15 protein-coding genes are annotated in these 15722 nt (G+C 39.9%); 6 read left to right on the top strand and 9 right to left on the bottom strand.

The window, feature by feature from the left end:
* Positions 1–13: 13 nt before the first annotated feature.
* Complete coding sequence (gene cysN / locus F895_RS04230) at positions 14–1627, top strand: sulfate adenylyltransferase subunit CysN (RefSeq protein ID WP_005243205.1); 1614 nt, start codon at positions 14–16, stop codon at positions 1625–1627.
* 91 nt (positions 1628–1718) lie between these two features.
* Positions 1719–2075, top strand: coding sequence for a hypothetical protein (locus F895_RS04235; protein ID WP_005243202.1), 357 nt, complete (start codon positions 1719–1721; stop codon positions 2073–2075).
* 48 nt (positions 2076–2123) lie between these two features.
* Here F895_RS04235 and F895_RS04240 read toward each other — a convergent pair whose 3' ends face one another.
* Complete coding sequence (locus F895_RS04240; protein WP_162629592.1) at positions 2124–2681, bottom strand: DUF2239 family protein; 558 nt, start codon at positions 2679–2681, stop codon at positions 2124–2126.
* 213 nt (positions 2682–2894) lie between these two features.
* On the opposite strand from F895_RS04240, the gene F895_RS04245 reads away from it, so the two are divergent.
* Complete coding sequence (locus F895_RS04245) at positions 2895–3410, top strand: hypothetical protein (protein WP_005243200.1); 516 nt, start codon at positions 2895–2897, stop codon at positions 3408–3410.
* 63 nt (positions 3411–3473) lie between these two features.
* Positions 3474–3737 (top strand): hypothetical protein, encoded by a 264-nt coding sequence (locus F895_RS04250; protein ID WP_005243199.1) that lies wholly within the window; start codon positions 3474–3476, stop codon positions 3735–3737.
* Positions 3738–3778: 41 nt separating this feature from the next.
* On the opposite strand, the gene F895_RS04255 is transcribed toward F895_RS04250, so the two are convergent.
* Positions 3779–5107, bottom strand: a complete 1329-nt coding sequence (locus F895_RS04255; protein ID WP_005243198.1) for a polyamine export protein PaeA — start codon at positions 5105–5107, stop codon at positions 3779–3781.
* A 200-nt stretch (positions 5108–5307) separates the two neighbouring features.
* Positions 5308–6309, bottom strand: coding sequence for a LysR family transcriptional regulator (locus F895_RS04260; RefSeq protein WP_004652708.1), 1002 nt, complete (start codon positions 6307–6309; stop codon positions 5308–5310).
* Between the two features lie 519 nt (positions 6310–6828).
* Between F895_RS04260 and F895_RS04265 the strand changes: the two genes are divergently transcribed.
* Complete coding sequence (locus F895_RS04265; protein ID WP_004652709.1) at positions 6829–8433, top strand: isocitrate lyase; 1605 nt, start codon at positions 6829–6831, stop codon at positions 8431–8433.
* 297 nt (positions 8434–8730) lie between these two features.
* Here the strand turns inward: F895_RS04265 and F895_RS04270 are convergent, their stop codons facing one another.
* From F895_RS04270 to F895_RS04280, 3 genes are all read right to left on the bottom strand, one after another.
* The gene (locus F895_RS04270; protein WP_005243197.1) at positions 8731–9357 is read right to left on the bottom strand and encodes a superoxide dismutase; all 627 of its coding nucleotides are present in this window, start codon (positions 9355–9357) and stop codon (positions 8731–8733) included.
* 225 nt (positions 9358–9582) lie between these two features.
* Positions 9583–10206 (bottom strand): superoxide dismutase, encoded by a 624-nt coding sequence (locus tag F895_RS04275; RefSeq protein WP_005243196.1) that lies wholly within the window; start codon positions 10204–10206, stop codon positions 9583–9585.
* Positions 10207–10554: 348 nt separating this feature from the next.
* On the bottom strand, positions 10555–11313 hold the full coding sequence (locus F895_RS04280; protein WP_005243195.1) for a Nif3-like dinuclear metal center hexameric protein: 759 nt from the start codon (positions 11311–11313) through the stop codon (positions 10555–10557).
* A 187-nt stretch (positions 11314–11500) separates the two neighbouring features.
* On the opposite strand from F895_RS04280, the gene F895_RS04285 reads away from it, so the two are divergent.
* Positions 11501–12682 carry a trypsin-like peptidase domain-containing protein gene (locus F895_RS04285; RefSeq protein WP_005243194.1) on the top strand — a complete coding sequence of 394 codons (1182 nt, stop codon included), beginning with the start codon at positions 11501–11503 and terminating at the stop codon, positions 12680–12682.
* 217 nt (positions 12683–12899) lie between these two features.
* On the opposite strand, the gene F895_RS20400 is transcribed toward F895_RS04285, so the two are convergent.
* The 3 genes from F895_RS20400 to F895_RS04295 form a co-directional block, all read right to left on the bottom strand.
* Positions 12900–13034, bottom strand: coding sequence for a hypothetical protein (locus tag F895_RS20400; protein ID WP_005243193.1), 135 nt, complete (start codon positions 13032–13034; stop codon positions 12900–12902).
* Positions 13021–14232 carry an MFS transporter gene (locus tag F895_RS04290; RefSeq protein ID WP_005243192.1) on the bottom strand — a complete coding sequence of 404 codons (1212 nt, stop codon included), beginning with the start codon at positions 14230–14232 and terminating at the stop codon, positions 13021–13023. The genes F895_RS20400 and F895_RS04290 overlap by 14 nt, the downstream gene beginning before the upstream one ends.
* 167 nt (positions 14233–14399) lie before the next feature.
* The gene (locus F895_RS04295) at positions 14400–15545 is read right to left on the bottom strand and encodes an OmpW/AlkL family protein (protein ID WP_005243191.1); all 1146 of its coding nucleotides are present in this window, start codon (positions 15543–15545) and stop codon (positions 14400–14402) included.
* Positions 15546–15722 lie beyond the last annotated feature (177 nt).

Genomic DNA, 15722 nt, shown 5'->3' with positions numbered 1-15722 from the left:
GGAGTTTTGAGCAATGTCTCATCAATCAGATCTTATTAGCCAAGACATCTTGGGTTATTTAAAACAACATGAGCAAAAAGACTTATTACGCTTTTTGACTTGCGGTAACGTCGATGACGGTAAAAGTACCTTAATTGGTCGTTTACTTTATGATTCAAAATTGATTTATGAAGATCAATTACAAGCGGTAACCCGTGACAGTAAAAAAGTTGGTACGACGGGTGATGCACCTGACCTTGCCTTACTGGTCGATGGTTTGCAGGCTGAACGTGAGCAGGGCATTACCATCGATGTGGCTTATCGCTATTTCTCTACGGAAAAGCGTAAGTTCATCATTGCAGATACGCCTGGACATGAACAATACACGCGTAACATGGCAACAGGTGCATCAACAGCTGATCTTGCGATTATCTTGATTGATGCGCGTTATGGTGTGCAAACTCAAACCCGTCGTCATTCATTTATTGCAAGCTTGCTCGGTATTAAAAATATCGTGGTTGCAATTAACAAAATGGACTTGGTGGAATTCTCAGAAGCACGTTTCAATGAAATTCAAGTTGAATATGATGCTTTCGTCAGTCAACTTGGTGATCGTCGTCCTGAAAATATTGTGTTCGTACCGATTTCGGCACTGAATGGCGATAATGTGGTGAATCCATCAGCAAGTACGCCGTGGTACAAGGGTCAAACCTTGATGAGCATTCTTGAATCAGTGGAAATTAAACGCGAATCAAATAAACATGAATTCCGTTTCCCGGTTCAATATGTGAATCGTCCAAACCTCGATTTTCGCGGTTTCGCGGGGACCATTGCGTTGGGTGAAATCAAGGTTGGTGATGAAATTGTTGCTTTGCCATCTGGCAAAAAATCAACAGTCAAAGAAATCGTCACCTTTGATGGTAACCTTGAACAAGCTGTTGCTGGTCAAGCCGTGACGTTAACTTTAAACGATGAAATTGATATTTCTCGTGGTAACGTTTTGGTCCGTGCAGGCGAACAACCTTTGATTTCACGTAGTGTACGTGCTTCAGTGGTGTGGATGAATGAACATCCGTTGGTGAAAGGTAAGCTCTACAACGTCAAAATTGGCACGCAAACTGTTCCAGCGAAAGTCACTGCAATTAATTTCCGTGTTAATGTGAATACGTTGGAACATACGCAAGTTGAAGAGCTTGAGTTGAATGCGATTGCGGATGTTGTGGTTGAGTTTGATGCGCCAGTGGTCTTCGATCAATATCAGGATAGCCGTTACACTGGCTCATTTATCTTTATTGACCGTCTCAGCAACGTGACTGTTGGTGCGGGCATGGTTGAAGCTGCAGTTGAATGGACGGCGCATAGCAATCCTGTGACTGCTGAAGATCGTGCGGCACGTTTAGGTCAAAAACCTGCGGTGATTGGTGTGTCTGCATCGTTGATTGAAAAAGCTCAAGCATTAGAAAGCTTATTGATTCAACAAGGTGTAGTTGCGATTGCAAAAGCCAATTTAACGGTTGAGCAAATTGCCTTGTTACGTGAAACTGGCGTTGTGGTTATCACAACGACCATTGAAGGTGCTGATACCGAGATTGCTGCTGAAACACTTGAAGAAGCTGCTGAAAAAGTTGTGGAATTGGTTCGTCTTTAATCGACTGAATTGATTTTAAAAAACCCGCGTAAGCGGGTTTTTTGTTGTATTGTGTATACTCGATATTTTTATATAATTATATTTCTAATAAATGAAACTTGAAACCCTTAATAAAAATGCTGAATTCTATATCGCTTCACTAGCTCTGGGAGTATTAGAGGGAATTCAACAGGGTATTATTTCTCCTGAAGCTGGAATATGGTCTTTAGCAAGGCCGAGCTTTTCTAATGATGTCTTAAAATCCACCATAATTTCTGACGATCTGAAATACGTAATAGCATGTTTTGATGAGATTGATGCTTTATCTAGCTTTGATGGTGGAGAGGTAAGGCAACAGCAAATGATTAATGAGTTGAAAGAGAGGTGTCTAAGTTGTTTGCAGGTCATTGATTATAAAAATATTGATATGAAGATGACATCTTCAATAAATGATGAAGATGCTTTATAGATTATGTCTGATTGTTCCACTTATCAAGGAGGCGGAACAATCAAAAAATTAAAAAATATTTTGGGTTTTTTGAATTAAATATTCTTTTATATCTTTAGGATAATCTTGAATCATCTTTAAAAAGACTTCTCGATCACCTTGATATAAAGCACGGGTTGCTTCTTCATAATTTGGCATATTGCCTAACATCGCAGACATGAAACGATCAGTCGCTTGTTTGGCAAGCATGATATTGCTTTCAGAATTAGGATCATTCAGCTCTTTATCAATCAACTTGCGGATCACTGCTGATGCGCTTGCACTTTGTTGATCTAGCCAATCCCAATGTTTTTTCTGTAAAGTGATTTCACGAGAGATAACCCCGAGTTTAGGCCGTCCAACTTTTTTAATTGCCTCTGGTTCGGCGTAGCGTTGTTGAAGCTCTTGTTCAGAACCCGAAAGATCGAGATCAATTTGTTGCCCTGTTTGATCATTAAAAATCAAAATGCTTTCGGTTGTTTCAGGAATAAGCTTAATCTTCAACACGAGATCAGTCGGTTGGCCGCTTGCAATCAGTGTACTGCCTGAGAATGCAGTGTAGGTGGTTTGAGTATTCATTTTAATCACATATTTTTATCTGGGTAAAATAATATTATCAGGGTAAAATGAATTTGGCAAATAAATAACCAAAAAATCGAAGAAGATTTGATTTTACAAACGGGATCTTTAGAGTACGCATTACAACAATAGCAAAGATGGCTGGCCATTTTAAATTTTTATTCTGCTTTAATATCGCTTTTATGAGACAATATGTCTTTATTTATGTGTATAAGGACTCCCATGATTGAGCAATCTCCTGAATCTTTAAGCGATATCGAAATTTTAGACATTTTACAGTCTATGAAAAAAGATAAGCTGGATACGGAAGCAAACGAGATGATCCGTAATGGGGGGAAAGCTGGGCGTCAAGAAGCACATAAACAGGCTCTGGTTGCACTCAGTACAAGCTTTGAAGAAAAGTTTGTCGAAGCAGTGACACTGGCATTGGGTTTAAATGCAGGTCAGGCGAAAAAGATCCGTTATAAAAAAGACCGTATTCGTATTTTAAAAGTGCGTGGTATTGACTATCTAGCAATAGACGGTGCAGAAACTGCTCAAGTGTTGGCACAGGTTGCACAAGCTATTGGCCGTGAAGATGCGACAGTCACACACGATTTGCATAATATTTTTCCATTCTGGAAAGAAGGCTGGCCGATGGTTCAGTTTGACAATGCTTATAAAATCTTAGCAGAAGATATCAGCATTCATTATCAAGCCGTACTTGATGAGCTCATTTCATTATATGGTGGAAACTAAGGGATTCTAAACATCCTGCTCTAATGCGGTTTCCAATAGAAAATAACAAGGATTGTTAATTTTATGACCTTAGCACCGAAGATTCCGCCAGAAGCGCTTAATGTGCTCAGGGCAGGGCAATTGATTGATGCTATTAAGATCACACGGGAAAAAACAGGTTTAGGTCTCAAGGAATCTAAAGACTTAATTGATCAGTATCTGCAAGATCATCCACAAGAACAGGCACAGATCCAGGAGCAATTGGTACAGCGTAGTCGTAGTGGAATGAAAGTCTTGATTTTGATCTTCTTGATTTTGGCTGCCGTAGTCTGGTTTGTCCTGAAATAAAAAAAGCCCCAACAAGGGGCTTTTTTTATAGATGGCTCGTCTTAATCATCTTGGGTGATAGGGGAATCATTTTCTAGGTTTGGTGTAATTTGAGTCACTAGTAATTGGTCAATTTTATAGTGGTCGATATCGACTACTTCAAATTTAAAACCGGCATATTCGACCGCATCCGCAGGACGTGGGATTTTGCGTAGACGATACATGATAAAGCCAGCGATTGTTTCATAGTTTTCATTTTCTGGGAATTCTTCAATTGCCAGCGCATGTTTAACATCTTCAATCGGGGTACTGCCATCAATTAGCCAAGAATGATTATCTCGTTTGATAATCTGCTGCTCTTCATCCATCGGGGTCACCCAGTCACCCATGACGGTGATCATGATATCGCTCAAGGTAATGACACCGACCACTAAAGCATACTCATTGATCACAACCGCAAACTTTTCTTTGGTTGAGCGAAAACGGTCAAGAAGTTCTGATAGCGTGAGGCTGTCTGGGATAATCAGCACATTGCGAATAATCGATTCATTCAGCTGAGTGAAAGATTGATTATTTAAAATACGAACCAGAATATCTTTGGCATCTACATAACCAATCACTTGATCGATATGTTCATTACAGACTAAAAATTTTGAATAAGGATGGTCAGCCAGTTTTTGACGAATGCTGTGTTCAGCTTCATTCAAGGTGAAATAAACGATGTTTTCTCGTGCAGTCATGCTTGATGGAACAGTACGCTCTTCAAGTTCAAATACATTTTCAATGAAATGATGTTCTTGTTTTTGTAAGACACCGGCTTGCGCACCTGCATTCATGATGGCAGAAATATCATCAAAGGTCATGCTGTCATCACGCTTGGTATCAATTTTAAAGACTCTGAAAATTGAATTAGCAATGATGTTAATTGCCCAAGCTAAAGGCCTGCAAATTTTGATAAAGATGGTAATGGGATTGATGACTTTGATGGCTAGTTTTTCAGGAAAAATCATCGCCAAACGTTTTGGCATCAAGTCGGCAAATAAGATAAAAAGAGATGTGACGGTTAAAAAGGATAAACTAAAACCAATTGTTTCTGCCCATGGGCCTGGGTAAAGCTCGGTTGCTAAATTGTAGAAATAGGGGCGTAATGATGATTCACCAACAATACCGCCTAAGATCGCGACGGCATTGACACCGACTTGAGTTGATGCAAAAAAGTCTGCTGAGTTTTCTTGCAACTCAATCACTTTATTTGCGCGTTCGTCACCACTTTCAGCAAGGAGTTTCAGTTTAATTTTTCGTGATCCAGCAATCGCGATTTCAGATAAGGATAAAAAGAATGAACATGCGACTAGAATAACTAGAATCATCATGCTTTGAAAAATATCCATACATCACCTATGTTGGTAGGCCGCAGCCTATAGTTCGCTTATGTAAATAATGCTTGCTTTGGCATTATTTCACTCGCTTATTCTTTAATAGAATATAATGTATCAATAAGTAAAAGAAATAAGTTTTTATTGATATTGTTATTAAAACAGTCAGCCATACTTAAGATATGGCTGAAATTTCATCTAGTTAATTTGGCCAATTAAAAAAAGCTATGTGGTAATTGTGAGTTGCCATTATTTAATAAATACTCACGATTTTCTTCCTCAATCATTTGGCGTGCAACAAACAAAATCAGTTGTCTGAGCCAGCGATGAGCAGGATGATGGTGCAATAACGGACACCAAGCCATTTTTAATTCAAACTCTGGAATATAAAATGGAGGATCCTTTATAACCAGTCTAGGATTCTGAGTTTGCAAACGTGCCATACGGGTGGGTAAGGTTGCGATCAAATCTACATTTTGAGCGAGCAGAGCGGGCATTTGATAGTGACGGGTAAAGACAGAAATCTTGCGACGTTGCCCGATACGTTCCAAAGCTTGATCAATCCAGCCTAAACCTGCCTGTTTTTCCGGATTTACGCCGAAACCAACGCCCATGCCAGTTTTAGATACCCAAATATGTTGAGCATCTAGATAACTTTTTAAATTGAGGTGGGTTACTGCGGGATGTTTGTCGTTCAGAATACAGCTAAAGCTATCGCGCCAAACCAAGACTTGATGGAAACTTTGCGGGATTTCATTGAAGCGATTAATCGCCAAATCAACTTTACCCTGCTCCATATCACGATAAGACACATCACTCGGAGTTAAAAAATCCAAAACCACATTAGGTGCTTCTGAGCGTAATGCTTTCACTAAGCGTGGAACAAGTGTGGCTTCAGCATAATCGGATGTCATAATCCGGAACACACGATTACTGGTATAAGGACGGAATTCGGTACGTGGTTCAAGAATCATTGAAAGATCTGACAATGCATCTCGAATACGCGGTTGTAATTCTAATGCACGTTCAGTAGGGGTCATGCCTTCAGAAGAGCGAATGAGTAGGGGATCATTAAACAGATTGCGTAATCGACGTAAAATATTACTCATTGCAGGTTGGGTAACACCCAATTGCTCCGCTGCACGGGTGACATTTTTTTCACGAAGAAGTACATCAAGATAAATTAATAAATTGAGATCGACCCGCTCCAGATTCATAAAAAAAATACCGAAAATAAAATCCTTGAATTATGACATATCCAAAGGGATTTGTGTAACTTAATCCTACATAAAAGCGACAGTAGCGAGATGTGTACTGCAACTTGGCACATTCTGTTGGTTTATTTAATTTGAGAGGTATTTAGGTGATTATTTCTTCGATATCATTTGTGGAAAAACACGGCTAAAAATTGTCATTTTGAGTGTTTTTAAGAATCAAATTTTGGCTTTTTCTGAACTGATGAGTCTAATAAATGACTCGGAAATCGAATAATTATACTTGATAGCGTATTTTAAAAATTAAATAAAAACATGTGTTTGTGTTGCATTTTTCGCATTTTTGAAAAATGTTTATACATATATTTTTTTAGAAAATACTGAAGATTAAGCCAGAATATTGGATAAATCGCTTGCCAAAGACTAAGCTTTGATACATGTTGATGAGGCGCTTGAAATCTAGACTAAATAAAATCAGGATTTTTAGCCCACATTCGATGCCAATCCTCAAAGGAATAGATCATGACTACATATCAAACAGCGATTGATGCAATCCGCGAATTAAAAGCAAAATTTGGCAACACTTGGGCAGATATTAGTCCTGAAGATGCTGCTCGTATGCAATTGCAAAACCGTTTCAAAACTGGTTTAGACATCGCAAAATATACAGCTGCGATTATGCGTCGTGATATGGCTGCTTATGATGCTGATTCTAGCAAATATACTCAATCATTAGGTTGCTGGCACGGTTTTATCGCGCAACAAAAAATGATCGCGAATAAAAAATACTTTGGTACAACTGAACGTCGTTATATCTACCTTTCTGGTTGGATGGTTGCTGCACTTCGTTCAGAATTTGGTCCACTTCCTGACCAATCTATGCACGAAAAAACATCTGTTCCAGCATTGATCGAAGAAATCTACACATTCTTACGTCAAGCTGATGCGAAAGAATTAAACGATTTATTCCGCGCACTTAAAAAAGCAAACGAAGCGGGTGATACAGCTAAAGCAGCTGAAATCACTGCTCAAATCGACAACTTTGAAACTCACGTTGTGCCAATTATTGCTGACATCGACGCTGGTTTCGGTAACGAAGAAGCGACTTACTTACTTGCTAAGAAAATGATCGAAGCGGGTGCATGTGCACTTCAAATCGAAAACCAAGTATCTGATGCAAAACAATGTGGTCACCAAGCTGGTAAAGTAACTGTTCCACACGAAGACTTCATCGCTAAAATCCATGCATTACGTTATGCATTCTTAGAAATGGGTCTTGATGATGGTATCATCGTTGCGCGTACTGACTCTGAAGGCGCTGACTTGACTCAAAAAATCCCAGTGGTTAAAGAGCCAGGCGACATCGCTTCTCAATACATCAGCTACTTAGACACAACTGAAATTGACATCGCTGATGCTCAAGAAGATGAAATCCTGATCAAGCGTGATGGTAAATTACACCGTCCTAAGCGTTTAGCTTCTGGCCTGTATCAGTTCCGTGCTGACACTCAAATTGACCGTGTTGTACTTGACTGTGTATCTAGCCTTCAAAATGGTGCTGACCTTCTTTGGATCGAAACTGCGACTCCAAACGTAGAAGAAATTGCTCACATGGTTAACCGTGTACGCGAAACAGTTCCAAATGCGAAGCTTGTTTATAACAACAGCCCATCATTCAACTGGACGTTAAACTTCCGTCAACAAGCTTACGACCGTTGGGTTGCTGAAGGTAAAGACGTTTCTGCTTACGACCGTGCTAAATTAATGAGCGCTGAGTACGACGCAACTGAATTAGCTGCTGATGCTGATGCTAAGATCCGTACTTTCCAAGCTGATGCTGCTCGTGAAGCGGGTGTGTTCCATCACTTGATCACACTTCCGACTTACCACACTGCTGCGCTTTCTACTCATGAGCTTGCACAAGGTTACTTCGGTACTGAAGGTATGTTGGCTTATGTTGCTGGCGTACAACGTAAAGAAATCCGTGGTGGTATCGCTTGTGTTAAACACCAAGCAATGGCGGGTTCTGACATCGGTGATGATCACAAAGAAATCTTCTCTGGTGACAACGCACTTAAAGCACACGATGATGCTAAAAACACAATGAACCAATTCGCTGCTCACTAAGCACTGAACTGATTCAAGAAAACCCTGCGAAAGCAGGGTTTTTTCATTGCTTAAAAATTGGATGTGCTGTGGTGGTTTGAATGTGATTCTTTTCAGAAGGGAAGCTAAGTTTATTGTTTGAGTCTCTGCTGTCAGGCCAGACAAGAGGCTACATTTAAAAGATTTGCCAAAGAATAATTAATATTAAGCCTCATTCTTATTGTCGTAAAAGCTGTTGTCCTGATGCGCGATATGAGAAATATCGTGGCAATAAAAAACTGCTCATCAAGAGCAGTTTTTTATTCAAGAAATAATCAATTATTTCTCAACGCCTGCTGGTTGACCTGCAAGTTTTGCATTTGCATAGTCCCAGTTTACTAGGCTTTCTAAGAAAGTCGCGATGTATTTTGGGCGTAAGTTACGGAAGTCGATGTAGTAAGCATGCTCCCAAACGTCGATTGTTAATACTGCAACTTGACCATGAGCAAGTGGTGTATCTGCATTGGCAGTTTTAGTAATCGATAATTTACCGTTTACTTCATCAGCCACTAACCAAGCCCAACCTGAACCGAATTGAGTTGTTGCAGCGGCAGTGAATTCTTCAGCAAATTTTTCGTAGCTACCAAAAGCTTCATCAATTTTAGCTGCAATCGCGCCAGTCGGTTTACCACCACCATTTGGCTTCATGCTGTTCCAGTAGAATGTGTGGTTCCATACTTGAGCAGCATTGTTAAAGATACCTGCTTTAGATGCATCACCAGCAGATGCTTTGATGATTTCTTCTAAAGTTTTACCTTCAAGGTCAGTACCTTTGATTAAGTTGTTTAAGTTAACAACATAAGTATTGTGGTGTTTGTCGTGATGGTATTCTAAAGTTTCGCGAGTGATGTGTGGCGCTAAATCATCATAGCCATATGGCAGTGCAGGTAAAGTAATGGTTGTCATGTTTCATTCCTTGCAAATTTGCTGGGTTTTACATTAAGTGCCTTTATTGTAAATGATTCTATAGACAATAGGGCAGTCTTTTAATACACAAAATATGCAAAAAATTTCTTTATGAGACATATACGATACAACAATGATTAGAGTTTTTAGTTCATTTAGTGAACGGTATAAAAAACTCTAACCTGTTTTTATAACAATGCTGATCTAAGCCCAGTTTCGGAAAAACTACTGCGCTTTAGCTTGTGATGCCTCATGATAACGACGATTCACTTCATCCCAATCCACAACATTATAAAACGCAGCAATATATTCAGGGCGGCGGTTTTGATATTTTAAGTAGTAGGCATGTTCCCATACATCCAGACCTAGAATAGGTGTATTGCCATGCATCAGTGGTGAGTCTTGATTAGCACTACTTTCCACAACGAGTTGATGTTCAGATGTGACGCTCAGCCATGCCCAGCCACTCCCAAAGCGACTAATGGCAGCCTTGGTAAAAGCCTCTTTAAAAGCATCGAAGCCTCCTAGTTGTTGATCAATGGCTTCTGCAACAGAGCCAGTTGGATTTCCTCCTCCTTGTGGACTCATGACTGTCCAGAACAGTGAGTGATTGGCATGGCCGCCTGCATTGTTGATCACCATATTTTTAAGGTTGGCAGGAACTTCATTCACTTTGGCAACCAATTCTTCTACGGGGAGTTTTTCCCATTCTGTACCTTCAATTGCACCATTAATATTATTGATGTACGTCTGATGATGTTTGCTGTGGTGAATTTCCATGGTTTTGGTATCAATATTGGGTTCAAGTGCATCGTAAGCATAAGGAAGCGCTGGTAAAGAATAAGCCATGTGTTTGATTCCTTTTAATCAAAATGATTTTATTGGCATAAATTAAAGCGCCTTCATTATTTATTTAAAAGTAAATGAGAATCAATATCTTTTAATTTGCTTTTATCTATATAAAAAGCGATAAAAAATAAATTTTATTTATCATTTATTCTAGTTGGCAGCTGATAGGGTGAGTAACGCGGATCTGCTCTCCGACTGTTCGCGTATTTTAAATAGTCAGAAGCAGTGCGATGCGGAGCGTCTCATGATTTTAATCAGTTAAATTGGATAGGGGCTGGTCTAAATATTGAGTTGAAATATAAAGGAAAGGAGTGAAACAAACTTCACTCCCTTGATGGATGGATCGGGTTAAATTGGGTTGTTGAGTTCAAAATATGCAGTGTCAATTGAAAATTGATCGGCAATGGCTTGTGCTAAGCGCTGTACACCATAACGTTCAGTGGCATGATGACCACAGGCAAAATAATGTACCCCAAGTTCTTTAGCTTCATAGAAAGTACGCTCACTTACTTCACCAGAAATATAAGCATCACAATCTGCTTGAGCTGCTTTGGCGATAAAGTCTTGCGCTCCACCCGTACAGAAGCCTATTTTTTTAATTGCAGTTTTATCACTTGGTAAATGGATCACATTAAAATCAAAAATAGTCTGCAACTTTGCCTTGAAGTGTTCAGGGCTGAGCGAGTCGTCTAAATAGGCGATATTACCAATAGGATGCTTTTCACTTGGATCTAGTGCTTCCAGATCGTGTAGACCAATCAAATCGGCAATAGCGATGTTATTGCCTAATGTTGGATGTGCATCCAAAGGTAAATGATAGGCAATTAAAGAAATATTATTTTGAATCAGTTTTTTAATGCGATTGCCTCGCATTCCTGTAATTGGGTAGGGTTCACCTTTCCAGAAATAGCCATGATGAACAAGCAATGCATCAGCTTGCTGAACAATGGCAGCATCAATCGCATCTTCTGATGCGGTTACAGCACAGACAATTTTGTTGACTTCAAGCTTGCCTTCGATTTGTAAGCCGTTTGGTGCATAGTCTTTAAACTCATTTGCTTTTAAGGTTTGATTACACCACTGCACAATGTCATGCAAATTTGCCATGCGATTCCTCAATTGTTTACATCTTTTCTAAAGATCAATAAGAACATATTTTTAAATGTAACTAAAGCTAGACAAAACTTTTTTAACTTTTGCATTTATTTTAAGCAATTTACTTTACAATAGTGGAAACTTCCAGTTCTTCAATAAATTACGTTCATAACATAATTTCGCGTAGAGGATAATAAACGTGCGCCGTGCATTTACATGGTTACCTTGGGTATTACTCATTCTTGTTATATTTAGTTTTCTGGCTTGGCAGAAATCGCATCAGCCGAAACCAACTGTAGCGGCTGATGGTGTAAAAATGCCAGCCGAGAAGGTTGAACCGTTGATCGATACCTCGCGTGCGGGTGGGGTGGTGTCGTATAGTGCTGCGGTTAAAGTGGCAGCGCCAGCCGTGGTCAATATTTTCACGACCCAGAAAGTAAAGCAGATGAATCATCCTTTATTGAATGATCCTGTATTTCGTGAGTTTTTTGGCAACCAAGTACCGCAACAGCCTCAAAATGAAAACAGTTTAGGTTCAGGCGTGATTGTGCGTGCTGATGGGTATATTCTGACCAATAATCATGTGATTGCCCAAGCTGAGCACATTGTAGTTGCACTTTATGATGGTCGTCGTGCTGAAGCGAAAGTGATTGGTACTGATCCTGATACAGATTTGGCTGTGATTAAGATTGAGTTAGACAAGTTACCTGTTCTTCCATTTAAATTGAGTGGTAATGAAGTGGGTGACGTTGTACTTGCAATTGGTAACCCATTTGGTGTGGGGCAAACCGTGACTCAGGGCATTATCTCGGCAACTGGACGTTCTGATTTGGGGATTAATACCTATGAAGACTTTATTCAAACTGATGCTGCAATTAATCCGGGGAACTCGGGCGGTGCATTGATTGATGTTGCGGGCAATCTGATAGGTGTTAACACCGCGATTTTCTCTCAATCAGGTGGCTCATTAGGGATTGGTTTTGCGATTCCTGCCAAAGTCTGCCAGCAAGTGCTGAACTCTATTCTGAAAGATGGTCGTGTCGTGCGTGGCTGGTTAGGAATAAGTTTGATTCCAAATAACTTGGATGAAGATGTATTGGCTGCTAAACCGATTGGCGTTACTGTTGCAGATGTACTACGCGAAGGTCCTGCTGATTCTGCGGGAATTAAACGTGGTGATAAAATCATTCAGGTGAATAATGAACAGATTTCTTCTGCATCACATTTAATTAATTATGTTGCATTACAAGCACCAGAAAGCTTAATTGATGTTGTGATTGAGCGTGATGGTAAGCAGCAAACTGTGCAAGTCAAAGTTGGGGAGCGTAAAGTGCAGCAAAATGCACAATCGCAATATATTCCGCTGCCTAAACGTCAGTAGTAAACTTGATTGATGTTGATTAATAAAAGGGCTGCTCAAGTGCAGCTCTTTTATTTTATGCATTTATTCATAGTGTAAAAAGCCTGCTGATTGAATCAATCAGCAGGCTTTTTACATTTTTAGAGCTTTTTATTTTTTATTAAAGCATCGAAATTTGATGATTTGATGACAGTTTTCTGATTGTTAGATGACAATAATGAAGAGTCGAAATATGTGCTTAATGTGCACAGAAGGCTTGATTGAAGTATTCAAATAAATCAGGCGTTTGAAACCAGATCAGAATCGAGATGCTGATGAGGCCAACAACGCAGACGAGCAGGATCAATGTAAAATATCGTTCAATATTCATCATGAATGATAGTCTCTTCATTGACGAAAAGATGGATCACCACACCAAATACGCTAAGCACTAAACAGGCCAGCCAGATCATATTATAGTTACCTGCAAGGTCATGATTGACGCCACCTAACCAACCACCGAAAAATGAACCGATTTGATGGGTAAAGAACACAATACCACTCAGCATGGATAAATATTTGACCCCAAACATGTTGGCTACAATGCCATTGGTGAGTGGAACCGTTGAAAGCCAAAGTAAGCCCATAATGATCCCAAAAGCATAAACGGTCAATGTGCTGAGTGGTAGCAATAGAAATGCAATAATCGCAATCCCACGTAAACCATAGAGCAGCATCAGTAACTTCGGTTTTGAATAGCGGTCGCCTAACCAGCCAGCAGCATAAGTCCCAATGATGTTAAATAAACCAATGAGTGCTAAAAACACCGTTCCTGTTGTCGCATCAAAGCCGTGATCGATCAGATAGCCAGGCAGATGTACCCCTAAAAACACCACTTGGAAGCCACAGACCAGAAAACCAAGAGATAGCCACCAAAATGGTTTGTGTTTTCTGGCAATGTGTAAAACTTGTTTAAAGCTGAGGCTGGGTTGATTTAACGCTTTAGGTGTTGTAGAGGCAGGGGATTTCAATAACCAAGCCAGCGGGACAATAAATGCAATGGCAAAGGCACTCACCAGTAAAGCAGAAGACCAACCGATCGTTTTAAGTAGCAAGAGGGTTGAAGGCAACATGATAAACTGCCCAAAGGAACCCGCAGCACTGGCAATCCCCATCACCATACTACGTTTCTCTGGTGGTGCAGCACGACCAACCGCAGAAAGCAGTACGGTAAAAGAGGTCGCTGATAGCGCAAGCCCGATGATAAGGCCTAAGCTAAGATTAAGTAAAAGACTTGTGGAGCTAAATGCCATGAGCACTAAACCAATGGCATAGAAGAGGCCACCTGTCATGACCACTTTTTTCGTTCCATATTTATCAGCTATGGCCCCTGTAAATGGTTGCGCTGCACCCCAGATTAAGTTTTGCATGGCAATGGCAAAACTAAAAATATGATGACCCCAGCCGTAGGTATCACTCATGGGAACGAGGTATAAACCAAAACCATGGCGGACACCTAATGAGAGTGCAAGGATCAGTGCACTTCCAATTAGCATATAGACCAATTGTTTGGAAAATTGAGGAGTTGGCATTGTTGTTGTGATCTTGGAATAAGTGAAAAGTATTTTAAAATACTTCTATTGATATTTCGATTCTAAAAAATGATTAGAGTTCTATTTGTTTGAGTAAATTGTTTACTATTAAAAATGTCAGGAAATAAAAAAAGCAGCGATGGCTGCTTTTTTATGAGTTAAGACTTTTAGAAACGATAGCCGACACCGACATAGGTAATCAGTGGGTCAATATCAATTTTGGTATTGGCTTTGATGAGTTCTTTGCCAGTGTTGGAGTCTGAAATGGTAATTTTTGCATCACTACTCATTGGTGCATAAGTTACCGAGCCTACAGCAAACCAGTTAGGGGTAAAATCGTAAGTTGCACCTAATGTTGCCATTGGTGCCCAAGCATCATCTGCTTCGACCTTAATTTTAGGATTAGCCGATGATATTTTTCCATCAAGCGCTGCCCCAGCTTTGTTATCAAGCACATTCTGAATCTTATGACCAGCAGCAACTAAGTCATTGCCAACATTATCATCTAGTTTTAGATGAGTAAAATGGGCATACATAACGCCTATACCTACATAAGGTCGGAATTTATTCACACCAGATTTACCAAATTGATAATGAAGTTCAGCAGCCGGTAACCAGGCAGTTGCTGACGCGGCTTTTTTGCTCTGTGAGAGGTTCGTAATCGGAATATCTTTTCTCAGCGGTAAGTCTCCACCAATAATCAGTCCAGCATCGATTATGCCTGCAACTTTTCCTGGCTTATCTGATCCACTTAAGGGTGCTGAGATTTGTCCTTCTCCCTTGATGTTAACTTTGGGTGGTATACCTGCTTTAAATTCTAAGGACACATTATCAGTAAAATGATAATTGGCCATTATACCAAGTGTGTCGACATTATTTGCGGTCAGACCTGTTCCTTGGGCTTGCCAATTAGATAAACCATTGATGGTGGCATCTCCAGCAACTTCTGAATTTAAATAGGTTTTTCCATCAGAACCCTTGTGAGTAATAAGTGGTTTTGTTAACGGATTAGTGACCAGACTTTGCAGGGTATCATGTTTTTTCTTACCATCTGCTGTGGATTGATCTACAGCACCCAAAACAGAGTCAACGGTGATATCACCGACTTTGGACTTTGTTCCCTCGGCTACACTCGTGTTGATATTAATTGGGTTGCCGTTGCCTTGAGGCATAGCATGTAACCAACCTGCGGAAACCGAAAAGCGTTTGAAACCATCGCCATCTTTTAGACTGAAATAAGGTGAGTCTGCAAAAGCAAAAGTGGGTAGGGCACATAAGCCTGTAATTAGGCAAGCGAAGGGCTTTTTCATCATTTGAGGACTCCATGTCCGAATGTTTGTTAGGATTTTTCTTGCGCCCACCTTAACGCGATTTTTATTTGGGCTTTGTTTAGTTAGGATTTATAATTGTTATGCTTATGAATTTTTTTGTTTGATTTAGATAAATTGATGAAGAAATTGTGAAGGAATAAAAAAAGCCACCGAAGTGAC

Origin of the sequence: Acinetobacter sp. CIP 64.2, assembly GCF_000369645.1 — a bacterium.
In the GTDB taxonomy this organism is placed as follows: domain Bacteria; phylum Pseudomonadota; class Gammaproteobacteria; order Pseudomonadales; family Moraxellaceae; genus Acinetobacter.
Note: the sequence above shows the minus strand (reverse complement) of the source record. Positions and strands in the feature narration are given on the sequence as shown.